The 23,514-nt window shown below is 71.6% G+C and carries 19 protein-coding genes and 1 tRNA gene; 13 read left to right on the top strand and 7 right to left on the bottom strand.

Going from position 1 to position 23,514, the window contains the following annotated elements; all coding sequences use genetic code 11:
* Positions 1 to 7 precede the first annotated feature (7 nt).
* From MHO01S_RS03985 to guaA, 5 genes are all read left to right on the top strand, one after another.
* A complete protein-coding gene (locus MHO01S_RS03985) occupies positions 8 to 700 on the top strand; it encodes a TMEM175 family protein (RefSeq protein WP_082808023.1) in 693 nt (230 codons plus the stop codon).
* Between the two features lie 15 nt (positions 701 to 715).
* Complete coding sequence (locus tag MHO01S_RS03980) at positions 716 to 1,837, top strand: GuaB3 family IMP dehydrogenase-related protein (RefSeq protein WP_060960333.1); 1,122 nt, start codon at positions 716 to 718, stop codon at positions 1,835 to 1,837.
* The gene (locus MHO01S_RS03975; protein WP_060960334.1) at positions 1,834 to 2,655 is read left to right on the top strand and encodes an SURF1 family protein; all 822 of its coding nucleotides are present in this window, start codon (positions 1,834 to 1,836) and stop codon (positions 2,653 to 2,655) included. The genes MHO01S_RS03980 and MHO01S_RS03975 overlap by 4 nt, the downstream gene beginning before the upstream one ends.
* Positions 2,656 to 2,733: 78 nt before the next feature.
* Complete coding sequence (locus MHO01S_RS03970) at positions 2,734 to 3,204, top strand: DUF3817 domain-containing protein (protein ID WP_060960335.1); 471 nt, start codon at positions 2,734 to 2,736, stop codon at positions 3,202 to 3,204.
* The gene (guaA, locus tag MHO01S_RS03965; protein ID WP_060960336.1) at positions 3,201 to 4,784 is read left to right on the top strand and encodes a glutamine-hydrolyzing GMP synthase; all 1,584 of its coding nucleotides are present in this window, start codon (positions 3,201 to 3,203) and stop codon (positions 4,782 to 4,784) included. The genes MHO01S_RS03970 and guaA overlap by 4 nt, the downstream gene beginning before the upstream one ends.
* Positions 4,785 to 4,986: 202 nt before the next feature.
* Here the strand turns inward: guaA and MHO01S_RS03960 are convergent, their stop codons facing one another.
* Positions 4,987 to 5,913, bottom strand: coding sequence for a Bax inhibitor-1/YccA family protein (locus MHO01S_RS03960; RefSeq protein WP_060960337.1), 927 nt, complete (start codon positions 5,911 to 5,913; stop codon positions 4,987 to 4,989).
* A gap of 159 nt (positions 5,914 to 6,072) precedes the next feature.
* On the opposite strand from MHO01S_RS03960, the gene MHO01S_RS03955 reads away from it, so the two are divergent.
* The 4 genes from MHO01S_RS03955 to MHO01S_RS03940 all read left to right on the top strand — a co-directional run bounded on the left by MHO01S_RS03955 (position 6,073) and on the right by MHO01S_RS03940 (position 12,396).
* Complete coding sequence (locus tag MHO01S_RS03955; protein ID WP_060960338.1) at positions 6,073 to 7,080, top strand: glycerophosphodiester phosphodiesterase family protein; 1,008 nt, start codon at positions 6,073 to 6,075, stop codon at positions 7,078 to 7,080.
* A 56-nt stretch (positions 7,081 to 7,136) separates the two neighbouring features.
* Positions 7,137 to 8,069, top strand: a complete 933-nt coding sequence (locus tag MHO01S_RS03950; protein ID WP_061781862.1) for an ABC transporter ATP-binding protein — start codon at positions 7,137 to 7,139, stop codon at positions 8,067 to 8,069.
* Positions 8,066 to 9,154: an ABC transporter permease gene (locus MHO01S_RS03945; RefSeq protein ID WP_060960340.1), complete on the top strand. Its 1,089-nt coding sequence runs from the start codon at positions 8,066 to 8,068 to the stop codon at positions 9,152 to 9,154. Before MHO01S_RS03950 ends, MHO01S_RS03945 begins: the two co-directional genes overlap by 4 nt.
* 131 nt (positions 9,155 to 9,285) lie before the next feature.
* The gene (locus MHO01S_RS03940; protein WP_061781861.1) at positions 9,286 to 12,396 is read left to right on the top strand and encodes a S8 family peptidase; all 3,111 of its coding nucleotides are present in this window, start codon (positions 9,286 to 9,288) and stop codon (positions 12,394 to 12,396) included.
* A gap of 66 nt (positions 12,397 to 12,462) precedes the next feature.
* On the opposite strand, the gene MHO01S_RS03935 is transcribed toward MHO01S_RS03940, so the two are convergent.
* From MHO01S_RS03935 to MHO01S_RS03930, 3 genes are all read right to left on the bottom strand, one after another.
* On the bottom strand, positions 12,463 to 12,879 hold the full coding sequence (locus MHO01S_RS03935) for a DUF8738 domain-containing protein (protein WP_060960342.1): 417 nt from the start codon (positions 12,877 to 12,879) through the stop codon (positions 12,463 to 12,465).
* Between the two features lie 133 nt (positions 12,880 to 13,012).
* Positions 13,013 to 13,088, bottom strand: a tRNA-Met gene (locus MHO01S_RS16435).
* A 111-nt stretch (positions 13,089 to 13,199) separates the two neighbouring features.
* Positions 13,200 to 13,598: a YccF domain-containing protein gene (locus MHO01S_RS03930; RefSeq protein ID WP_060960343.1), complete on the bottom strand. Its 399-nt coding sequence runs from the start codon at positions 13,596 to 13,598 to the stop codon at positions 13,200 to 13,202.
* A gap of 102 nt (positions 13,599 to 13,700) precedes the next feature.
* On the opposite strand from MHO01S_RS03930, the gene MHO01S_RS03925 reads away from it, so the two are divergent.
* The 4 genes from MHO01S_RS03925 to MHO01S_RS03910 all read left to right on the top strand — a co-directional run bounded on the left by MHO01S_RS03925 (position 13,701) and on the right by MHO01S_RS03910 (position 18,768).
* Positions 13,701 to 16,118 (top strand): ATP-dependent helicase, encoded by a 2,418-nt coding sequence (locus tag MHO01S_RS03925; protein ID WP_060960344.1) that lies wholly within the window; start codon positions 13,701 to 13,703, stop codon positions 16,116 to 16,118.
* A gap of 57 nt (positions 16,119 to 16,175) precedes the next feature.
* Positions 16,176 to 17,186, top strand: coding sequence for an SseB family protein (locus MHO01S_RS03920; protein ID WP_061781860.1), 1,011 nt, complete (start codon positions 16,176 to 16,178; stop codon positions 17,184 to 17,186).
* Positions 17,187 to 17,330: 144 nt separating this feature from the next.
* Positions 17,331 to 18,341, top strand: a complete 1,011-nt coding sequence (gene ligD, locus MHO01S_RS03915; RefSeq protein WP_060960345.1) for a non-homologous end-joining DNA ligase — start codon at positions 17,331 to 17,333, stop codon at positions 18,339 to 18,341.
* A gap of 94 nt (positions 18,342 to 18,435) precedes the next feature.
* Positions 18,436 to 18,768, top strand: a complete 333-nt coding sequence (locus MHO01S_RS03910; RefSeq protein WP_061781859.1) for a hypothetical protein — start codon at positions 18,436 to 18,438, stop codon at positions 18,766 to 18,768.
* A 14-nt stretch (positions 18,769 to 18,782) separates the two neighbouring features.
* Here MHO01S_RS03910 and MHO01S_RS03905 read toward each other — a convergent pair whose 3' ends face one another.
* The 3 genes from MHO01S_RS03905 to MHO01S_RS03895 form a co-directional block, all read right to left on the bottom strand.
* Positions 18,783 to 19,946 (bottom strand): WxL protein peptidoglycan domain-containing protein, encoded by a 1,164-nt coding sequence (locus tag MHO01S_RS03905; RefSeq protein WP_082808022.1) that lies wholly within the window; start codon positions 19,944 to 19,946, stop codon positions 18,783 to 18,785.
* 95 nt (positions 19,947 to 20,041) lie between these two features.
* Positions 20,042 to 22,042: a purple acid phosphatase family protein gene (locus MHO01S_RS03900; RefSeq protein ID WP_223848730.1), complete on the bottom strand. Its 2,001-nt coding sequence runs from the start codon at positions 22,040 to 22,042 to the stop codon at positions 20,042 to 20,044.
* Between the two features lie 147 nt (positions 22,043 to 22,189).
* Complete coding sequence (locus tag MHO01S_RS03895; protein ID WP_060959786.1) at positions 22,190 to 23,416, bottom strand: HupE/UreJ family protein; 1,227 nt, start codon at positions 23,414 to 23,416, stop codon at positions 22,190 to 22,192.
* Between the last annotated feature and the right edge of the window lie 98 nt (positions 23,417 to 23,514).

The following is a 23,514-nucleotide window of genomic DNA, read 5'->3' as shown; positions in this document are numbered from 1 at the left end:
TGAGCGCGTGAGCGAGACGACGCGGCCGCGCCGCCGACGCGCGGCTTCCGGTGGCACCTCCCGCGTCGAGGCGTACTCCGACGCCGTCTTCGCGATCGCCGCGACGCTGCTCGTGCTCGATCTGACGACCGCCTCGTTCGGCGAGATCGGTTCGGATGCCGACATGTGGGCGGCCCTCGCGGGACTGTGGCCGAACGTGTCCTCGTTCGCCGTGAGCTTCGCGCTGCTGAGCGGCATGTGGATGATCCACCTGCGGCAGTTCCGCGACATCGCCGACGTCGACACGACGCTGCTGTGGCTGAACAACGCCCGGCTGCTGTTCGTCGTCCTCATCCCGTTCACGACGGCGCTGACCTCGCAGTACTCGGACTTCCTCGCGGGGCGCGTCCTGCTGCCCGTCGACTTCTTCCTCGTGGCGCTGTTCGGTCACCTGTCCTGGAGGTGGGCCGCCGCCCGCGGCGGGCAGCTGTTGCGCCCGGAGGCGGTCGAGAACGTCCGCGCGGCGAGCGCCGGCGGCATCTCGGCGGTCACGTGCGCCGCCGTCGCCGTGGCGCTGTCGCCGTGGATCGGGTCGTACGCCTTCCTCGCCTTCCTGCTCAACGGCGTGCTCGCCGCGCTCATCCTCCGCCTCACGCGGCCGCATCCCGCAGGGGATGCCGCGGGTGCCGATACCGCGGGGGCGGGCGGAGAGCGCGGGTAGGCTGGGGATGTGACCATGGAGATCGAGCTCGGCCGCGCCAAGCGCGCCCGCCGCGCCTATGCGTTCGACGACATCGCGGTCGTGCCTTCGCGGCGCACCCGCAACCCCGAGGACGTCTCGACCGCCTGGTCGATCGATGCCTTCGGTTTCGAGATCCCCGTCCTCGGCGCCCCGATGGACTCGGTCATGAGCCCGCGCACGGCCGTGATGCTCGGCCAGCTCGGCGGCCTCGGCGTGCTCGACCTCGAAGGGGTGTGGACGCGGTACGACGACCCGGAGCCCCTGCTCGAGGAGATCGGGTCGCTGCCGGCATCCGAGGCGACCCGTCGCATGCAGGAGCTGTACGCCGAGCCGATCAAGCCCGAGCTCGTCCGCGACCGCCTCGCCGAGATCCGCGATGCCGGCGTCACGGTCGCCGGTGCCCTGACCCCTCAGCGCACCCAGGAGCTGTACGAGACGGTCGTCGCGGCCGGCGTCGACCTCTTCGTCATCCGCGGCACGACCGTCTCCGCCGAGCACGTCTCCAGCGTCGACGCCCCCCTGAACCTCAAGAAGTTCATCTACGACCTCGACGTCCCCGTGATCGTCGGCGGCGCCTCCACGTACACGGCGGCGCTGCACCTCATGCGCACGGGAGCCGCGGGCGTGCTGGTGGGCTTCGGCGGCGGAGCGGCCTCGACCACCCGCGCCACCCTCGGCATCCACGCGCCGATGGCGACCGCCGTCGCCGACGTGGCCGGGGCCCGCCGCGACTACCTCGACGAGTCGGGCGGCCGCTACGTGCACGTCATCGCCGACGGCGGCGTCGGCACCTCGGGCGACATCGTGAAGGCCCTCGCGATGGGCGCGGATGCCGTCATGCTCGGCGTCGCCCTCGCGCGCGCAACCGACGCGCCCGGCCGCGGACACCACTGGGGTCCCGAGGCCCACCACCCGAAGCTCCCGCGCGGCAAGCGCGTCGAGGTCGGGCAGGTGGCGCCGCTCGAGGAGATCCTGTACGGGCCGGCCCCGGTCGCCGACGGCACGGCGAACCTCATCGGCGCGCTCAAGAAGTCGATGGCCACCACGGGCTACTCCGACCTCAAGGAGTTCCAGCGCGTCGAGGTCGTCGTCGCGCCCTACATGGCAGGTCGATGACCACGGAGCCGTTCCCGCCCACGCTGCGCGAGGTCATGCTGCGCCCCTGGTGGCTCGGCATGCTCGTGTTCGCGCTCGTCGTCGCGGCCGTCTTCGCCTGGCTCGGCCAGTGGCAGCTCGGCCGCGCGATCGACACGTCGCCGCCCGCTCCCGGGGCCACCGAGCAGGTGCGCCCGATCGCGGAGATCACCGAGCCCGGTGCGTATCTGCCCGAGCCGCTGGTCGGTCAGCGCGTCGAGGTCTCGGGCTCCTTCGTCGCCGATGACTTCCTCGTCGTCTCGTCCCGGTTCAACGACGGGCGACAGGGCTACTGGGTGACCGGGCAGTTCCGCACCGACGCCGCGACCCCGACCTCGCTCGCGGTCGCCGTCGGCTGGACGGATGACCGCGCGGTCGCGGATGCCGCGGCATCCGCCCTCAACGCCGACCCCGGCGGCGCGCTCACGCTCACCGGTCGGCTCATCGCCGACGAGGGCCCCATGGCGCCGCCGCGCGGCGCCGCGCCCACCGAGATGACCCGGATGTCGCCGGCGGCCCTGCTGAGCTGGTGGCACGACACGGACGAGCTCTCGGTGTACCGCCCGTACCTGGTCGCCGATGCCGGCGAGCCGCTCGTGGGCGGGCTCGTCGCGATCGATTCGCCGGCTCCCGCCGAGGGCTCCGCCATCAACTGGCTGAACATCTTCTACGCCGTCGAGTGGGCCATCTTCGCGGGCTTCGCGTTCTACATGTGGTACCGGCTGGCCCGCGACGCGTGGGAGAAAGAGGTCGAGGCGCTCGAGGAGGAGCAGGCCGCGCGAGCGCGGGAGACCGTGTGATGCGCGGGGCGCCGACCGCCGCCGTCGCCGCATCCGCGGCGGCCGAACCGGCGGGCGTCGCCGACTAGACTTGACGGCATGCCTCAGCCCAAACTCGCCAGTTTTCCGGCGATCCGCGGGGCGCTCAGGTTCTACCAGATCGCCTCGGTGATCACGGGTGTCATGCTCCTGTCGCTGTGCGCCGAGATGATCGTCAAGTATGCGTTCGGCTACGAGCTGTTCGCCGGCGGCGCCGGGGGAGCGCTCTGGCTGCACCCGGTCACGCTCGACGGCGGCGGCGACCTCACCGGCGGCGCGATCAACCTGTCCACCGGCATCCTCATCGCGCACGGCTGGTTCTACGTCGTGTACCTCTTCGCGTGCTTCCGCGTGTGGAGCCTCATGCGCTGGGGCTTCGTGCGGTTCATCGTGCTCGCGCTCGGCGGCATCGTCCCGCTCCTGTCGTTCTTCATGGAGGCGCGCGTCGCCCGCGAGGTGCGGGCCTACCTCGCGCAGCGCGAGGCCGACGAGTCCTCCGCCCCGATCCCCGCCACGGAAGGCAGCCGGTGACCACCCAGACCGAGACCGCTCAGCGTCCCGTCCTCGTCGTCGACTTCGGAGCCCAGTACGCGCAGCTCATCGCGCGACGGGTGCGCGAGGCCGGCGTCTACAGCGAGCTGGTGCCGCACACCGTGACCGCCGCCGACGTCGAGGCGAAGAACCCGGTGGCCATCATCCTCTCCGGCGGTCCGTCCTCCGTGTACGAGCCCGGTGCCCCGACGCTCGACCCGGCCGTGCTGCAGCTCGGCGTGCCGACGCTCGGCATCTGCTACGGCTTCCAGGTGATGGCGCAGCAGCTGGGCGGCCAGGTCGCCAACACCGGCCTGCGCGAGTACGGCGCGACGGATGCCGTGGTCGCGAATGACGGCGGTGTGCTGCTCGGCGGTCAGCCCGTCGAGCAGAACGTCTGGATGAGCCACGGCGACCAGGTCGCCGCGGCCCCCGAGGGCTTCGAGGTGCTCGCCTCGACCGCGGCGACGCCGGTCGCCGCCTTCGGCAACGCCGAGAAGTGCTTCTACGGCGTCCAGTGGCACCCCGAGGTCAAGCACTCCGACTACGGCCAGGACGTCATCGTCAACTTCCTCCACAAGGCGGCGGGACTGGCCGCCGACTGGAACAGCGGCAACGTCATCGCCGAGCAGGTCGAGCGCATCCGCGCGCAGGTCGGCAGCGGCCGCGTGCTGTCGGCGCTGTCCGGCGGCGTCGACTCCGCGGTGTCGACGGCGCTCGTGCACAAGGCCGTCGGCGACCAGCTCGTCGCCGTCTTCGTCGACCACGGCCTCCTGCGCAAGGGCGAGCGCGAGCAGGTCGAGAACGACTACGTGGCATCCACCGGCGTGCGCCTGATCACGGTCGACGCCCGCGAGACCTTCCTCACCGCCCTCGCCGGCGTGAGCGACCCGGAGCAGAAGCGCAAGATCATCGGCCGCGAGTTCATCCGCGCCTTCGAGAAGGTGCAGGCCGACCTCGTCGCCGAGGCGGCCGCCGAGGGCGAGCCGATCCGGTTCCTCGTGCAGGGGACGCTGTACCCCGATGTCGTCGAGTCCGGCGGCGGTGCGGGGACCGCGAACATCAAGAGCCACCACAACGTCGGCGGGCTCCCGGAGGATCTGCAGTTCGAGCTCGTCGAGCCGCTGCGTACCCTCTTCAAGGACGAGGTGCGCGCGATCGGTCGCGAGCTGGGGCTTCCCGAGGCGATCGTCGGCCGCCAGCCGTTTCCGGGGCCCGGCCTCGGCATCCGCATCGTGGGTGAGGTCACCGCTGACCGCCTCGAGATCCTGCGTGACGCCGACGCCATCGCCCGCGAGGAGCTGACGAAGGCGGGCCTGGACGGCGAGATCTGGCAGTGCCCGGTGGTGCTCCTGGCCGACGTCCGGTCGGTGGGCGTGCAGGGCGACGGCCGCACGTACGGCCACCCGATCGTGCTGCGTCCCGTCTCGAGCGAGGACGCGATGACCGCCGACTGGACGCGCCTGCCGTACGACGTGCTGTCGAAGATCAGCAACCGCATCACCAACGAGGTCCGCGAGGTCAACCGGGTCGTGCTCGACGTCACGTCGAAGCCCCCGGGGACCATCGAGTGGGAGTGATCTGACCGGATGCCGGGATCGCGGGGACTGCCCCGGGTCCCGGCATCCGTCGTTGCCCGGTCATCGTGCGGGCCGGGTCGTGTTTCGTCGTCCGTCTGGATGGCGTGATCAGGGATGCCGTGCGCGCGCGGGCTCTGCCGGGAAAGCCGAAGGCCCGCCCGGGGAGCCGGACGGGCCTTCGTGCGCGCGGGGCGCGGGGCGACTAGTTGTTGCCGCGCGCGATCGCGATGAGGCGCAGGATCTCGATGTACAGCCACACGACCGTCACCATGATGCCGAAGCCGCCGAGCCAGCCGTACTCGCGGGGCGCGCCGTTGCGCACACCCTGCTGGATCTGGTCGAAGTCGAGCACGAGCGAGTACGCGGCCATGATGACCACGAGCACACCGATGATCAGGCCGAGGGGGATGCCGGCGATCTTGATGTTGCTGTACAGACCGAAGGCGCCGCCCTCGCCCGCCGCGCCGAACATCATCAGCACGACGTTCAGCAGGCCGAAGACGAGGTAGCCGATCATCGCGATCATGAAGATCTTCGTGGCGCGCGCGCTCGCGCGGACCTTGCCGCTGGCGAAGAGGGCCAGGGTGACACCGACGACCGACAGGGTCGCCAGTGTGGCCTGCATGACGATGCCGGGCCAGATGAACTCGAAGTACGCCGAGATGCCGCCGACGAAGAGGCCCTCGAACGCCGCGTAGGCGAAGATCAGCGCGGGGCGGACCTTCTTGCGCGACGTGAACGAGATCACCATCGCCAGCACGAACCCGCCGAGCATGCCGATGATCCAGGGCACGATCGTCACCTGCGAGGTGGTGGTGAGCTGCTCCGGCGAGAACGCGCCGCCCAGGGTCCACACCCAGCCGACGACGGCCGTGACGAGGAGGATCGCGAACAGGCCGACGGTCTTCGCGACGGTGTCCTCGACGGTCATCCGGCCGGTCTGGTGCGACGCGGCGGCGGGCGCCGCGAAGGCGCCCTCGAGCTGGGCGTTCACCGCGGCATCCGTCACCTGGTGCGACGTCGCGGCGTAGGCGGTCTGGGCGCCGGGCTGCGGCGCGGCCGGCGGCGTGAGGCCGGGACGCTGCTCTTGGAACGCCGGGTTGTTGAATGCGAAGTTGCCGGAGGCCATGGTCTCTTTCCACTCCCTAGGGGTGCACCGGACGGGTGCACAGTGAGGTGCTGTGACACCAGGCTATCGGACGGGTGTCGCGCGGCGTCAGGGCCCGGCTGTGTCGCTGCTGTGAAGGCGCTCGGAGAGGTCATAGCCGCTCTCGTTAGCCTGGGAGGCATGCCTGCCGTCCGGCCCCTGATCATCGGTCATCGTGGCGCCCCGGGGTATCGGCCCGAGCACACCCGTTCGTCGTACGCGCTCGCCCTCGCGCTGGGCGTGGACGCGGTCGAGCCGGATGTCGTCGTCACCGCCGACGGGGTGCTGGTCGTGCGTCACGAGAACGAGATCGGCGGGACGACCGACGTCGCCGAGCACCCCGAGTTCGCCGCGCGGCGCACCACGAAGACCATCGACGGGGTGGAGCACACGGGGTGGTTCACGGAGGACTTCACGTGGGACGAGCTGGCGACGCTGCGCTGCCGCGAGCGGCTGCCCCAGCTGCGCCCGTCCAGTGCCGCGTTCGACGGGGCGGAGCCGCCGCTGCGCCTCCGCGACGTGTTGGACCTCGTGCGGACGGCGTCCCGTGACCAGGGGCGAGAGATCGGCGTCGTGCTGGAGATCAAGCACGCGACGTACTTCGCCGGCCTCGGCGTCGACCTCGACGCCCTCGTCGCCGCGGAGCTCCGGCGTGCGGGGTGGGCCGACGGCGAACTGCCGCTGTACCTCGAGTCCTTCGAGCAGGACGTGCTGATGCGGCTGCGCGCCCGCGGCATCCGGGGCACGTACGTGTACCTGCTCGAGGCGAGCGGCACCGCCTACGACCTCCTCTCCGCCGCCGGGAGCACGCCACCGACCTACCGCGAGCAGGCGACGCCGGCGGGTCTGGACCGCCTCGCCGGCGAGGTCGACGCGATCAGCGTCGACAAACGCATGATCCTCGCCCCCGATCGGCTGGGCCGTGCCACGGGTCCGGCCCGCGTCGTCGCCGACGCGCACGAGCGCGGGCTCCGGGTGTTCACGTGGACCTGCCGTCCCGAGAACGCCTTCCTCCTGGCGGCGTACCGGCGGGGCCGGTCGAAGGCCGCGTTCGGCGACTACGCGGGGGAGTGGGGGGTGATCGCGGATGCCGGGGTGGACGGCGTCTTCGTGGATCACGCCGACCTCGGGGTCGCGTTCTTCCGCTGACGCAGCGGCCGGCGGCGCGGCGGTGTCCTTCCACAGCGACCGCATAGGGTGAGGGCATGAGCCCTTCCGGCATCGTCGTCACCGGGGTGCGCCGCTCGTTCGGCGCCGTCCACGCGGTGCGCGACGTCTCCTTCGACGCCCGCGCCGGCGCCGTGACGGGTCTCGTGGGCCCCAACGGCTCCGGCAAGACCACCCTGATGCTGATGCTGGCGTCGCTGCTGGCGCCGGATGCCGGCACCATCCGCATCGGCGGGATCGACCCGGTCGCCGACCCGGCGTCGGCCCGCGCGGTGCTCGGGTGGATGCCGGACGCGCTCGGCGCCTGGCCGTCGCTGACGGCCCGGGAGACGCTGACGATGACCGCGCGCCTGTACGGCATCGAACCCGACCCGGCGCGCGAGGGTGCCGCCCGCCTGCTCGCCGAGGTGGGGCTGTCCGCGCTCGCCGACGCCCCCGCACGGGTGCTGTCGCGGGGCCAGAAGCAGCGGCTGGGGCTCGCGCGGGCGCTCGTGCACGACCCGCGGGTGCTGCTCCTGGACGAGCCGGCGTCGGGTCTGGACCCACAGGCGCGTATCGATCTGCGCGTGCTGCTGCGCCGGCTCGCGGCCGACGGGCGCACCATCCTCCTCTCCAGCCACATCCTCTCGGAGCTGGAGGAGGTGGTCGACGACGCCGTGTTCCTCGTCGAGGGATCCACGGTCGCCGGCGACCGCGTCGCCGCGGCGGCGACGCGTCAGCGCTCCTGGCGCATCCGGCTGGCCGACCGCGACGCGACGGCAGCGGTGCTCCCGGTGGCGCAGACCCTGGGACTCGACGCCGCGCTCGTGCCGATCGACCGCCGCGACCTCCTCGTCGCGTTCGCGAGCGACGCGGACGCGGCATCCGCCCTCGCCGCCCTCGTCGGAGCGGGCCTGCCGGTGGCGGAGTTCGCCGCCGCGACGGGGATGCTGGAACACACCTTCCTCGACCTCGAAGGAGACCGCTCATGAGCGCCGCGCGGCTGTGGACGATCGCCCGTCTCGAGCTGCTGCAACGCGTGCGCACCGTCTCGTGGTACGTGCTGCTCGGAGTCTTCGCCCTCGTCCTCATCGGTGTGACCGCCCTCGCGTTCCTCGCCTACGGCGGGTGGGGTCAGAGCGGGCCGGGGGTCTTCTCCGTCGTCGTCTACGTCACCCTGCTGCTCGTGCTCCTCGTCTCGCCCACCCTCAGCGGCAACAGCATCAACGGCGACCGGGATGCCGCGACCCTCGCGCCCGTGCAGGTCACGCTGGTGACGGCCGGCGAGATCCTGCTCGGCAAGTTCCTCGCGGGGTGGATCACGGGGCTCGCGTTCGCCGCGGTCGCAGCGCCGTTCCTCGTGATCTCGACGTTCGCGGGCGGGGTGAACGCACTGACGGTCGTCGTGTCGCTCGCCGTGCTCGTCCTGGAGACCGGCGTGATCGCCGCGATCGGCGTCGCGCTGTCGGGCGTGCTGGCCCGTCCGCTGTTCTCCGTGGCGACGACCTATCTCGTCGTCGCCGCGCTCGCCGTGGGCACACCGCTCGGGTTCGGGCTCATCGGCTCCGCCGTCGCCAGCGAGGGCACCTCGCTGACGCGGTCGTACGAGATCGGGCCCGACGGCCTGCCCCTGTGCCGCGACGGCGGCGACGACTGCGGGAACGATCCGGGTCGGATCGTGTGCGGCGAGTGGACGACCAGCACCTACCGGGTACCGCGCTTCGACTACGTCTGGTGGATGCTGTCGGCCAACCCCTTCGTCATCCTCGGCGATGCGACGCCGACGACCTACAACGAGTACGGGTACCCGGACGACCTGTTCGGCTCGCTCAAGCTCTCCGTCCGCTCGGCTCAGGTGCCGCCGTCCCTCGAGCAGCGGTGGGACGACTGCGACCCCCGCATGTACGTCGACGACGGCGACCGGCGCTCGCCCCAGCAGGTCATCGACGGCACGGTGCCGAGCTGGTTCGTCGGACTGGCGGTGCAGATCGCGCTCGCCGCGCTGCTGCTGTGGTGGGCCTGGGCCCGCACGCGCACCCCCGCGCGGAAGCTGCCTCCGGGCACGCGCATCGCCTGACGGCGGCGGCAGTGCCAATGGATGAGGATCCTCTCATCCTCCTTTCGCCGTATGCAGGGGGTGCATAGCCTCCATACAGCCGCGTCACACCCCGATGTGGCACCTCCCCCTGCACGAAAGGCGGTCCCCCTTTGCGACGACGCATTCTGGCTGCAGCCGGCGCGCTAGCGCTGCTCCTGCCCTCCGCAGCCGCGTACGCGGCCACTCCCGACGGCAGCGATCCCTCGTCACGGTTCCTGCCCGCGGCATCCGCCGGGAAGGTCTCGACTTCGTTCACGTCGGCCGCGATCGGGGCCGACGGCCTCGTGACGGTGGTCGTGGAGATGACCGGCGACCCCGTGGCGGTCGTCGAAGCCGAGCAGGGCCGGGAGCTGAGCGACGGTGAGCGCGGCGACGTCAAGAGCCGGCTCAAGGATGCCCAGGAGCCCGTCAGTGCGGCGATCGAGGACAAGGGCGGGTCGGTCCAGGCCGAGATGCAGTCGGCGTACAACGGCCTGCAGGCGAAGGTGCCCGCGGCCGAGCTCGACGCCATCGCGTCGATGCCGAACGTCGTCGCCGTGCACCCGGTGCGCACCTACTCGGTCGACAACGCGGTGTCGGTGCCGTTCCTCGGCGTCCCGCAGGTGTGGGAGAGCACGGGCTACACGGGCCAGAACGTCAAGGTCGCCATCATCGACACGGGCATCGACTACACGCACGCCACCTTCGGCGGGCCCGGCACCGTCGAGGCGTTCCAGGCGGCCGCCGCGACGTCGGCGCAGCCGGCCGACCCCGCGCTCTACGGCCCCGACGCGCCGCGCGTCAAGGGCGGCATCGACCTCGTCGGCGACGACTACAACGCCGACCCGACCAGCGCGTCGTACCAGCCCGTGCCGCACCCCGACGACAACCCGCTCGACTGCAACGGCCACGGCTCGCACGTCGCCGGCACCACGGGCGGCTCCGGCGTCCTCGCCGACGGCACGACCTATCCGGGCCCCTACGACACGACGACCCCGTCGAACACCTTCCGCGTCGGCCCCGGCGTCGCGCCGCAGGTCGACCTCTACGCGGTGCGCGTCTTCGGCTGCGAGGGATCGACCGACGTCGTCGTGCCCGCCCTGGACTGGGCGGTCGACAACGGCATGGACGTCGTGAACATGTCGCTCGGCTCGTCCTTCGGCCGGGGCGACGACCCCGACGCCGTCGCCGCGGCCAACGCGGTGGGCGCCGGTGTGGTCGTCGTGGCCTCGTCCGGCAACGCCGGACACAACCCCTACCTCACCGGCTCTCCCGGCACGGGCGACGGCGTCATCTCGGTGTCCGCCGTGGACAGCGCCGAGGGCTTCCCGGGCGCGACGGTCACGGTCGACGGCGCCCCCGTCGAGGCGATCAACGCCAACGGGGCCTCGCTGGACGGCCTCGGCGACCTCTCGGTCGTGCGTCTGACGGGCGACAACGTGCTGGGCTGCTCCGCGGCCGCCTTCACGGCCGCCGGCATCGTGCCGGGCGGCAAGCAGCTCGCGGTCGTCGACCGCGGCTCCTGCGCCCGCGTCGCGAAGGCGATCTACGGCCAGCAGGCCGGTGCCGCGGCCGTCGTCATGGTCAACACGACCGACGATCTGCCGCCGTACGAAGGTGCCGTCACCGCGAACCCCGACACCGGCGAGGCGTTCGATCTGACGATCCCGTTCCTCGGCGTGCGGTCCTCGAACGGCCCGGTCTTCGTCTCCGGCGCCACGGCGAGCCTCGTGGCCACCCAGATCGCGAACCCCGGCTTCCGCGGCTACGCGTCGTTCAGCTCGTCCGGTCCGCGGTCCGGAGACAGCGCCATCAGCCCCGACGTCGCCGCCCCCGGTGTGTCGATCTCGTCGGCCGCGGTCGGCTCGGGCAACGGCGCCGCCATCCTGTCGGGCACCTCGATGGCCGCCCCGCACGTGGCCGGCGTCGCCGCGCTCTCGGCCGAGGCGCACCCGTCCTGGACGGCTCCGCAGATCGCGGCATCCGTCGTGTCGACTGCAGACCCCGACAAGGTCGCCGGCCAGAGCCTGACTCTCGGCGGCGTGGGCCTGGTCGACGCGGCGCAGGCGGTCGCCACCACGGTGACCGCGACGGGAGACGCCTTCCGCACGGAGAGCGGCTGGGCCCGCGAGTCGGCGCTGAGCTTCGGCTTCCAGGAGTCGCCGCTCGGCTTCGGCGGGGTCAAGACGGTCACCGTGCGCAACGACGGCCCGACCGCCGTACGCTACGACGTCTCGACGGCGCCCTCGGCGCAGTCGAAGAAGGCGCGGATCATCCTCTCGAACCGGTCGATCACGGTGCCGGCGGGGGGAACGGCGAAGCTGCTGCTCATCGTCGCCGCGGCCGCGAAGGACGTGCCGAGCTCTGTGGGGGCGTCCGATCAGTTCGCGTTCTCGGAGATCTCCGGCGACATCGTGCTGAGCGCGGCCGACTCGACTCTGCGCGTTCCGTATCTGCTCGTCCCCCGTGCGGACAGCACGGTGAAGGCGACCGCGAACGGTCCGTGGTTCGGGGGCAAGCAGAAGGTCGCCGACGGCACCAAGAAGCTGACGCTGCGCAACCTCGCCGGGGCTCTTCCGGCCGGTGCCGACGTCTACACCTGGGGGCTGTCGGACCCGAAGGATGCCGCGGCGTCGCTGCCCGACACGGGGTATGACATCCGTGCCGTCGGTGTGCAGTCGTTCGCCGAGGGAGACGATCACCTGATGGTCTTCGCGATGAACATGCATCACCGGTGGTCCAACGCCGCCGCCAACGAGTACGACATCGTGATCGACACCGATCGCGACGGCCAGGCCGACTGGATCGTCCTGTCGGCGGACTCGGGCGCCGTGCGCAACGGAGACACGAACGGTCTCTCGGAGGTGTTCATCGTCAACGCGAAGACGAAGGAGCTGGCGGCGGCCGGGTTCCTCACGCAGGCGCCCACCGACAGCAGCACGCTGCTGCTGCCGGTCCGCGCCAGCGACCTCGGCATCACCGGTGCCTTCTCGTACACGGCCGAGACCTTCGCGTCCAACAACGCGTCGGATGCCGTGGACGGGTGGGCGACCTACGACCCGACCGCTCCGGCGATCAGCAACGGGCAGTACGTCACCGTCCCGCAGCGCGGCTCGGCGAGCGTCGACGTGAGCTTCAACGCGAAGCAGATCGAGGCGCAGAAGCCGCTCGGCTCGATGGTGGTCGTGATGGACAACCAGTCCGGCGCCGATGAGGCGCTGCTGCTGCCGCTCAAGAAGTAGGCCCGCCACGACGGAGGGGACGGATGCCGCGGCATCCGTCCCCTCCGTCGTGCGCCCGGTCAGGGATCAGGCCGTGCAGAGCTTCGGCTCGGCGCCCTGGCCGAACCGGTAGTCGTAGGTCGTGCCGTCGACGCTCACGATGATGCGCAGGCCGTCGATCTGCGCCTGCGTGTAGCTCTGGCCGGGCGTCGCACACCCGAGAGAGCCGTCGTTGAACGTCACGGCCTGGGAGGACACGAGCTGCGGGGTGCCTTTCACCCCGCGTGCGGTCAGATCGGCGACGATCGCATCCCAGCGGCTCTGCGGCACCTCCACGGCAGCGCCCGTCGGGCCGACGGGTCCCGGCGTGGCCGTCTGCAGGGGAGGTCGGCTCGACGCCGACGCGGCGGGCGACTCCGAGGCCGGGTCGGTGGCCCCCGACCCACACGACGTGAGGGCGAGCGCCGCCAGGGCGATCACGGCCAGGATCGGTGTTCTGCGCATGAGAGCCTCCTCGGGCCGGCGATGCGGATGCCGGATGAAGCGAGGGTAGGCCCTGCGCCTGCGAATGCGCGGGGAGGACGGGTTCGCCTGAGGCGAAGCCGTGCGCGATCCGCGGTTCGAGGATCGGGGGAGTTGGACGCGACGGCGGGAGTCGAACCCGCAACGCGACCGGGTATGAACCGGTGCCCGGGTCCGCCCGGATCGCCGCGATGCCCCGAGGTGGGGACGCCATCACGCTAACCCGCCACGCCCGTCGTGCCTAGATGTGTGACCTGTGTTTGCGTTATGTGTCCGCGCGTGACGGGCTTCCGGCCGCCGCATCACAGCGTGCGGTCGAACGCGCCCTGGCGGGTCGACACGATGTCCTTGCCGAGCGGCATGAGCGAGATCGGGATCATCTTGAAGTCGGCGATCGCCATCGGGATGCCGATGATGGTGATGCAGAGCGCGATGCCGCTGACGAGGTGCCCGATCGCAAGCCACCAGCCGGCGAGGATCACCCAGACGACGTTGCCGAGGAAGGATCCCACGCCCGCGGTGGGCTTCGGCACGATCGTGCGTCCGAATGGCCAGATGACGTAGCCGGCGGTGCGGAACGAGGCGATCGCCCACGGGATCGTGATGATCGGGATGCACAGCACCACCCCGGCGATCACGTAGCCGACGAACAGCCAGAAGCCGGCGAAGATGATCCAGACGATGTTGAGGATCGTGCGCATGGGTCCATTGTCGCCGCAACGGGTGCCGCTCGCCGTGTCACCGTGTCCCCGCGTCCGTGCGGCGCCTGCGGTGTCGGAGCCGCGACCTAGACTTGTCGGGATATGAGCGACCCGATCAAGCCCGTCATCGTCGGCATGCCCACGGATGCCGCGCGCGGCACGGGGGCGCGCGTCGACGACGACCTCCTGGCCGGGCTCAACCCCCCGCAGCGCGAAGCGGTCACCTATCGCGGACAGGCGCTCCTCATCGTCGCCGGCGCCGGATCGGGCAAGACCAGCGTGCTCACGCGCCGCATCGCCTCGCTGCTGCGCGGCCGCGAGGCGTGGCCGAGTCAGATCCTCGCGATCACCTTCACCAACAAGGCCGCCGGCGAGATGCGCGAGCGCGTCCGGCAGCTCATCGGCGACACCGCGCAGGGGATGTGGATCTCGACGTTCCACTCCGCGTGCGTGCGCATCCTCCGCCGCGAGGCCGACCAGTTCGGCTTCACCAAGAGCTTCACCATCTACGACTCGGGCGACTCTCGGGCGCTCGTCAAACGTCTCGTCAAGCAGTACGAGGCCGACGCGTTCGGCCTGACCCCGGCATCCGTGCAGAGCCGCATCTCGAAGCTCAAGAACGAGCTCGCGGATGCCGAGTCCTTCGCCCGCACGGCCAACATGAGCGACCCCGCCGAGCGTCTGTTCGCGGAGATCTTCGCCGACTATCAGCGCTCGCTGCAGCGCGCCAACGCCTTCGACTTCGACGACCTCATCGCGCAGACGGTGTATCTGTTCCGCGCCTTCCCGCACGTCGCCGACACCTACCGGCGCCGGTTCCGGCACATCCTGGTCGACGAGTACCAGGACACGAACCACGCGCAGTACGCGCTCATCCACGAGCTCACCCGGCCCATCGAAGACGTCGGGGCGCTGCTCGACGAGACCGACGGCGCCTCGCTGACCGTGGTCGGCGACTCCGACCAGTCGATCTACGCCTTCCGCGGCGCTGACATCCGCAACATCACCGAGTTCGAACGCGACTATCCGGGTGCGAAGGTCGTGCTCCTCGAGCAGAACTACCGGTCGACCCAGAACATCCTCACCGCCGCCAACGCCGTCATCAGCAACAACTTCGACCGCAAAGACAAGAAGCTGTGGACCGACGTCGGCGCGGGGGAGAAGATCGTCGGCTTCACCGGCTACTCCCAGCACGACGAGGCGCAGTTCGTCGCTGACGAGGTCGAGGCCCTGCATCGCGCGGGACTCGCGTACGGCGAGATGGCCGTCTTCTACCGCACCAACTCGCAGTCCCGTGCGCTGGAGGAGATCTTCATCCGCGCGGCGGTGCCGTACAAGATCATGGGCGGCACGAAGTTCTACGAGCGTGCCGAGATCAAGGACGCGCTCGCGTATCTGATCGCGGTCGCCAACCCGGCCGACGAGCTGAGCGTCCGCCGCATCCTCAACAAGCCCCGCCGCGGCATCGGCGACGTCACCGAGACGGCCATCGCCCGCTACGCCGCGGACGAGGGCATCACCTTCCGCGATGCGCTGGCCAATGCGTCCGCCCTCGGCGTCGGGCCGAAGATCCAGGCCGCCATCGCCCAGCTCGACGCCGTGCTCGCCGAGGCGACCGCCATCCTCTTGCCCGCCTCGGGCGAGGCGCCGCCCCCCACCTCCGTCACCGACGGGCTGAACCTTCTGCTCGGCAAGAGCGGCTACCTCGACGCCCTGCGGATGTCGAAGGATCCGCAGGACGAGGCGCGCGTCGAGAACCTCGACGAGCTCGTCGCGGTGACGCGCGAGTTCGCCCGCAACAATCCCGACGGGACGATCCTCGACTTCCTCACGGAGGTCGCGCTCGTCTCGGATGCCGACGACCTCGCCGACGCGTCGGGCTCGGTGTCGCTCATGACGATGCACACGGCGAAGGGGCTGGAGTACGACGCCGTGTTCGTCACGGGCGTCGAGGAGGATCTGATCCCGCACCGGATCTCGGCCGGCGAGCCGGGCGGCCCGCAGGAGGAGCGGCGCCTGTTCTACGTCGCCCTGACCCGCGCCCGCAAGCGGCTGCACCTGTCGCTCGCGATGACGCGCGCCCAGTTCGGCGAGGTCTCGGTCGCGATGCCCAGCCGGTTCCTGCAGGAGATCCCGCACGAGCTCATCGACTGGCGGCAGTCGCCCGGAGACATCAACTCCCGCGGCGGCGGCCCCTCGCGCGCGCTCAACGCGCGGCGTCCGGGCGGCGGTTTCGGCGGATCGGGCGGATCGCGCTACGGCGACGATCTCGTCCCCCTGCCGCGACGCGAGAAGCCGGCGGGCGACCTGACCAAGTTCACGAACCGCATTCCGGCGAAGGTGCGCGACAACGGCGACATGGAGCTCGCTCCCGGCGACCGCATCCGCCACGAGGACTTCGGCGAGGGTCGCGTCGACCAGATCACGGGCGAGGGCGCGAAGCGCGTCGCGCACGTGCGGTTCGATCGGGCCGGCCAGAAGAAGCTGCTGATCAAGATCGCGCCGATCGAGAAGCTGTAGCGCAGCGCTCTGCGCCGGCGGCGGCAGCGTCGGGGCGCCGCGGCTAGGCTCGGACGCATGGCACTGTTCTCGCGTCGCGGCCGATCCGACACCACCGAGGATGCGGCGACGCCCGCGGTCGATCCGGCCGAGTCCGCCGCCGACGCGTCCGCGCCGACCGAGGCCGCGGCCGAAGCGGTGCCCGAGGTGCGCATCTCCGTCTCGACGTTCGGCACCGACCCCGCGGTCGCCTCCGCCCCGCCCGCGGCGGCGACCCGGCCCGCCGCGACCGCGCCCGAGGCTCAAGAGATCGTTCCGGGCCTGATCGACAACGGGCTGCTGCAGGCGGCTCTCGCGGCGCTGTCGGACGAACCGCAGAACACCGAGATCATGAACGTCATGCGCCAGGCGCTGCAGGGGCAGCTGTTCCTCCGCGCGCAGGGCGACGTGCAGGCGCTGCTCGCCGCGGGAGAACAGATCAACCTCGCGATCGCATCGCTCGAGGGCAAGCGCTTCCTCCTCGCCTTCAGCGGCGGTGCCGCGCTGCAGGCCAGCGTCGAGTCCGAGGGGGGTGCGTCGACCTCGGTCATCGGCCAGCCCGCGCTCGAGGTGCTGCGCAACGCCGTTGCCGGCGGGTACGACGGCATCTACCTCGACCACGCCACGCCGGGTGCCCGGGTGATCCTTCCCGCGCCGCTGCTCAGCCGCGCCATCGAGGAGAGCGAGCCCACCTTCGAGATCAAGGCGCTCCTGTCCGGACCGCGCGATGAGAGCACGCCCGCCCGCGTCGCCGACGCCCTGTCGCGCCTTCCCGTCTGGGTCGCCGGCGGCACGGACGCCGAGGGGCGGATGGGGCTCGCCGAGGCGCGGACCCCCGAGGGACTGCGACGCATCGAGGTGTTCTCGCATCCGCTGGAGGTCGTCGCCCTCGGTCGCGGCGATCGGCCCCTTCCCGTGCAGCCCGTGCAGCTCGGGCGGGCGCTGGCATCCGAGCCGGGTCTGACCGGCGTCGTCGTCGACCCCGGCGGTCCCTGGATCGAGCTGGACCGCGCCGCCCTCGCCGGCGTGATCGCCCTCGCCGACGACTGACACCCCGGGCGCTCGCGGAATCGGGGGCGCGACACAGATGCGGATGCCGCGCGCCGCGCCGTCCGCATCCGGTTGAGTGATCCGAATCCGCTGCCGTCGCTGAGACCCCTGTCGCCGCCGCCGGGCGCCCCCTAGGGTCGAGGCATGGCATCGGAGCGCATCACGATCGAGGTCGGCGACCGAGAGGTGTCGCTGTCGAGCCCGAACCGCGTGATCTGGCCGGAGTCGGGCATCACCAAGCGCGAGCTCGCCGAGTATTTCCTCGCCGTCGCGGAGCCGTTCCTGCGCGCCAACGGCCACCGGCCGGTCTCGCTCGAGCGGTTTCCCGACACGGTCGACGGTGAGCGCTTCTTCTCGAAGAACCCGCCGCGCGGCGCGCCCGACTACGTGCACGAGGTCATGTGCACGTACAACAGCGGTCGCCGCCACCCGCAGGTCGTGCTCGACGAGGCGGCGGCGATCGTGTGGGCCGTGCAGATGAACACGGTCGTCTTCCATCCGTGGGCCTCGCTCGCGAACGACACCGACAACCCCGTCGAGCTGCGGATCGACCTCGACCCCCAGCCGGGCACCGACTTCGCGGATGCCGCGGCGGTCGCGCCCGCGCTGCGCGAGGTGCTGCGCGAGGCCGGGCTCGAGCCGTGGCTGAAGACGAGCGGCAATCGCGGCATCCACGTGTTCTGCCCGATCGAGCCGACCCATGAGTTCCTGGACGTGCGGCACGCCGTCATCGCCGCCGGGCGCGAGCTCGCCCGACGGCTGCCGGATGCCGTCACGATGGACTGGTGGAAGGAGGAGCGCGGCGCGCGCATCTTCGTCGACTTCAACCAGGCCAACCGCGATCGCACGATGGCCGGCGCCTACAGTCCGCGCGCTCTCCCGTCCGCGACGGTCGCGACGCCGATCACGTGGGACGAGCTGGCGGACGGCGTCGATCCCACGGCGTTCACGGTGCGCACCGTCCCGGAGCGTCTCGCCGCGATCGGCGACCCCTGGGAGGGGCTGCAGCGCTCCCCGGGCCGCATCGACACGCTGCTCCAGTGGTGGCAGCGCGACCTCGAGGCGGGGCTCGGCGAGCTGCCGTTCCCGCCGGAGTTCCCCAAGATGCCCGGCGAGCCCCCGCGGGTGCAGCCGAGTCGGGCGAAGAAGGACTGAGCGGGTTCACCGCCGCGTCGCCCACCGGCATCCGCGGCGACACCCGCGCCGCTTATCGTGGCGCGCGAGCGCTGCGGCGCGGAAGGGGGCGGGAATGGGTGCGAGGGATGCCGCGACGCGCTGTCTCGCCGCACTAGCTGCCACGATCGCCCTGCTCGCCGGGCCGACCTCTCTCGCATACGCGGCCGACGACGGCGCGAGCGCGGACGGGGGCGGCTCGACCATGGTCATCGCGGTCGTCGTTCCTCCCCACGATCGCCGCGCGCCGCCCGTGACCCCGCCCGCGGACGCATCGGGCGGCTCCGACGCCGGGGGCCTCGCGTCGACCGGCGACCAGGTGGCCGGCGCGCTCGCGTTCGCCGCGGTGGGGGCGGCGCTGCTCGCCGCCGGGGCAGCGCTGCGTGCCCGCGCCGCGCGTCGATCCTGACGATCGCCGGGTCGTCAGTCCGCGCCGGACGCGCGGGTGCCGGCCGCGCTCGGCCCGTGCGCGACGGTGTCCGCGGCATCCTCCGCGCCGACCGTGCCCTGGGCCTCCGCGAGGGCGTCGGCGACGGCGCGGGCGACGCGCTCGTCCTCGCGCCGTCGCCGCGTCGCGGCGGCGCGGCGGCGCAACCAGACGGCGCCGAGCGCGATCGCGGCGGCGAGCAGCACGAGGATCAGCAGCAGCCACGGGACGGCGAGACCCATCGTCTGGGTCGCGACGGGCTCCAGCGCGCTCGTCGAACCGGACGCGTCCACGACGATCGGTGTGACCGTCGCGGAGGCCACGAGGGCGAGCATGCCGGCGATGCCCGGCACGGTGATCTGCACGTCGCGGGTCTCGCCGGGGAGGATCTGGACCTCGGGCGCGACGTCGCCGGCATCCGTCGGGAACCAGCCGAAGGGGCCCGCGATCGAGGCCGCCTGCTGGGCCCCCATCGTCGTGTTGCCGGTGTTGTGGAGCGTGTAGGTGAGGGTGGCCGCGCCGCGGCCGAGTCCCCACGTGCCTCCCCAGCTCACCTGCGGGTTCTCGATCGTCAGCGCGGGGGCGAGCGCCCCCGAGACGCGCAGCCCGATGCGGACGCCGAGGCGGCGGTCGACGGAGATGCCCTGATCGGCCGACGACGCGAGCGAGGTGACGATGCCGCCGACGTAGTCGCCGGGGGTCGCGGTCGCGGGCACCGACACCTCGAACGGCACGGTCGCCGACTCGTCCGGCGCCACCGTGACGGTGGTCGCGGCGGCACGTGTCCAGGCGCCGATGCCGACGGAGGTCTCCGCGGGCGTCAGCAGGTCGAGCTGCCCGCCCGCGCCCGTGTAGCCGTCGGCGGCGTACACCGCCAGCTGCAGCGGCGCGCTGCCGTGGTTGCTCACGACGAGGGCGTCGCTGACGCTCTGGCCCGGATCGACCGCGTACGTGTACGAGGTGCGCTCGGCGCCGAAGCCGTTCGAGGCGGTGCGCACCGTCCAGGTGACGTCGTCCGCGGAGTCGGCGGCGGCGGCATCCGTGACCGCGTGAGCGGAGGCGGCGGGCAGCGCGACGCCCCCGAGGAGGACGGCCGCGGCCAGCAGGGGAGCGGCCAGCGCCGTGGGGAGAGAGCGGCGGGAGCGGCGGGAGCGGAACATGGGGTCCTCCGGCGTGGGGTGGGAACGGGTGCGTCCCGAGGCGGATCGGCGGCGATGTGCGCCGATCCGCCCCGGGGCGCGGGGTGGGGTGGAGATCAGTTGCTGATCGCCGTGAGGGTGAGCGTGCCGCGGTAGCTGCCCTTGTCGACGTCGACCGGGATCTTCAGATCCAGGTCGGAGCCGAGGGTGGCGGTGCCGCGCTCGTGGCCCTGCGCGGCCGAGCCGAGCACACGCGAGTCGGACAGACCCGTGCCGCCGTCGTAGCCGGAGCCGACGGTCGCGCCCGCGACGGCGCCGCCGCCGGCGGTCACCAGCTTCGGGGTCCAGCCGAGGTACGAGCCCGAGAACGACTTGTCACCGTCGGTGAAGTCGCCGACCTTCGCCGCGATCGACCAGGGGGCGACGGCGCGGCGGGTGTCGGTGACGGTGATCGGGTTGATCTGACCGGTGGCCTCGAAGTAGCTGTTGCTCTTCTCCGTGGCGGTGCCGAGGTCGACGAGACCGTTGTGTCCGTCAATGGTCCAGCCGAACTCGCCGGGGGCGGCGTCGGGCACGTCGACCTGGATGTCCTGACCGTCGCCGTGGTTGGGGTGGATGGTCACCTCGTCCTGCACCGAGCCGACGGGCTGCGCCGCCTGCGTGCCGTTCGCGGGGCCGCACCACAGCACCTTGCGCAGCTCGACGGCCGCGTTCGGCGCGTCGCACGTGCCGGAGCGCACGTTCTGCACGACGAGGGCGTCCTTCTGCACCTGCACCTTGACGAAGGTGCGCACGTGCTCCTGGTTCTCGACCGAGTTGTACCAGTAGTTCGACGGGTTCTGCGGGTCGGCGCCGTTGCCCGCGCCGGAGGTGGCGTCACCGGCGACGGGCGCGGTGAGGTCGTAGTACTTCGAGCCGGAGGCCGAGTTCGCCGTCACGTAGACGACGCCCCCGGGGCCCTCGAAGACCTCGTTCTGACCGGGCTTCTCGTCGGCGTTCGCCTTCTGGCCGTTCTTGATCTCGTACGAGCGCGAGTAGCTGTGGTCGTGGCCCTGGAGCACCAGGTCGACCCCGAGCTGGGAGAACGTGGTCGGGAAGTCGACGCGGCGCACCTTGTTGTCGGCATCCTGCGCGTGGTCGGCGGGGGAGTAGATCGCGTGGTGGTAGACGAGCACGGTGTACTTCGCCTGTGCGCCGTGAGCGTTGATGACGTCGGTGACGTACTGGATGTGAGCCGCGTCGCCGCCGCCGCCCGACGAGGAGGTGTAGCTGTTCGAGTTCAGGTCGATGAACAGCACGTCCTTGTGGATGAACCAGTAGTCGCCGCCCGACGTGTTGGAGGTCGGGTCGCCGTTGACGTAGTACTGGCTCGATCGGTCGGTGTTGGGGGTGTAGAAGTGCTGCTCGTACGCCTTGCCGCCGACGTCGTGGTTGCCGATCGTGGCGACCCACGGGTAGCTGCGAAGCTGCGCGGGGGCGAGGAAGCCGTCCCACTGCGCCTCCGTGTTGGCCTTGTCGACCTGGTCGCCGCCCGAGACGAGCAGCTCCGCGTTCGGGTTCGACTGCAGCGAGACGTTGACCGTGTCGACCCACCCGGCGGTGTCCTTCGCGACATCGCCCGACGAGCCGATCTGCGGGTCGCCGTAGAAGAGGAAGTCGAAGTCGCCCTCGAAGGAGTGCGTCTGGAAGGTCGTGGTCGTCGACCACGCGCCCTCGGCACCGACGCGGTAGGAGTACTGCGTGTTCTCCTGCAGGCCGGTGATGGTCGCGTGGCGGTTGTAGCCGCCGCTGGTCGCGATGTTGGCGCCGCCGGTCGCGGCGAACGTCACGGCGGATGCCGGGAAGGCGCCGCCCACGAGCGCGGCCGTGGGCGCGACCTGCACGACCTGGGCCGTGTCGGCGGAGGTGTACCAGCTCACGATGCGCTGGGTCTCGTCGGCGCCGACGCCGAGGATGACGCCGGTCTGCGTCGTCGGGGTGTCGGCGAGGGCGGGAGTCGCGACGACTCCCGCGAAGGCCGTCGCGCACAGCGTGGCGGCGGTGATCCAGGCGATCGACCGGCGCGGGAGGCGCGGCGCTCGCAGTTCGGCGGAGTGCGGCATGGTCTGTCCGTTCATGGGTGAGGGATGCGTGGCGAAGGCCCGACGCAGGCGCCGCGAGGGGCGTCATCTGGACGATCCGCCTCGGGGATGACACCGCGGTGAACATCTCGCCCCGGAGCGGTGACGTCGCGGCGAAACTCTGAGGGTTCGCCCAGAGCGGGCTCAGTCCCAGCCGAAGACGCGCTGCACGAACCAGATGAGGCCCGCGAGGGTGACGGCCACCGCGAGGGCGCCGGTGGCCCACATCGCGAGACGGGGAGTGCGTCGCCGCAGCAGCACGAGCACCGGGAACACGAGCGCGATGAGGCCGATCTGCACGGCTTCGATGCCGAGGTTGAACACGAGCAGCGACCACAGCAGCGTCCACGACCACGGCTCGTCGATGCCGAGGGCGGAGGCGAAGCCGAGGCCGTGGATCAGGCCGAAGCAGAAGACCACGAGGAGCCGCAGCCAGCCGGCGCGGTCGAGCCCGAGTGGACCCGAGTCACGGGTCAGCTCGGTGGCGGCCTCACCCTCGCGCCACAGGCGGAACAGATACCAGGCGGCCACGATCGCGATGGACAGGGCGATGGTGGGCTCGATGATGATGCTCGGCAGGCTCACCACCTTGGTCGCGGCGAGGATGAAGGTCACCGAGTGGGCGATCGTGAACACCGTCGCGGCCAGGACGATCTCCCGGAGCTTTCGCGAGCCGGCGATGAGCGCGAGCAGGAAGAGGATGTGGTCGATGCCGGTCAGCAGGTGCTCGGCGCCCAGGCGGAAGAACTCCCAGAAGCGTTCCCACGTGCTCTGCGCGGTCGAGAACTCCGGTGTCGAGGCGTCCAGGGCGGCCGACCCGGCGTGCAGGTCGATGTCGTAGGTCAGGATCGTCTTCGTGCCCGTGACGTAGCCCTCCTCGTCGGGGAACAGGGTGCTGCGCACGACGTGCGCCTCTCCCGGAGGGCAGTCCACCGCGAGCGGGAGGACCACGTAGGGCACCCCTTCCTGCACGGTCATCGTCACGGTATCGAGTGCGCCGAGCGTGCACGTGCCCGCGTCGCCGCCGGTCGTGCGGACCGTGAAGCGCTCGTCGAGGTAGCGCGAGACGGTGTCGCGATGATCCCTGACCGCCGCGGCCATCGCCGCGTCGTCGCGTGCATCGAAAGCGGCCGTGCCCGCCCGGAAGAAGTCGTCGTCCTGCTGGGTGTCGGCCGCCGAGACCACCAGCAGGTCGTACTCGAGCTGCAGCGTCGCGACCGTTCGTCCGTCCTCGTCGTGCGACAGGTCGGCGAAGACGACCGAGCTGAAGCCGTGCGCCAGGGCGGCGGATGCCGACACGAGTGCGGGGGCCACCGCCAGCACGGCAGTGAACGCGACGAGGAGGGCGGTGGGGAGGCGGCGAACGGTCACGGCGTGAGCGTGCGCGTGCTCGGTGAACGGAGGTTGACCCGTGTGACAACCTTGGACGAACGACGTGCCGCCGGTAGCGGTGCCCGCCGCATCGACGG

It is taken from the genome of Microbacterium hominis NBRC 15708, assembly GCF_001592125.1.
Classification (GTDB): domain Bacteria; phylum Actinomycetota; class Actinomycetes; order Actinomycetales; family Microbacteriaceae; genus Microbacterium; species Microbacterium hominis.
This window is presented reverse-complemented; position numbering and strand designations above follow the sequence as displayed.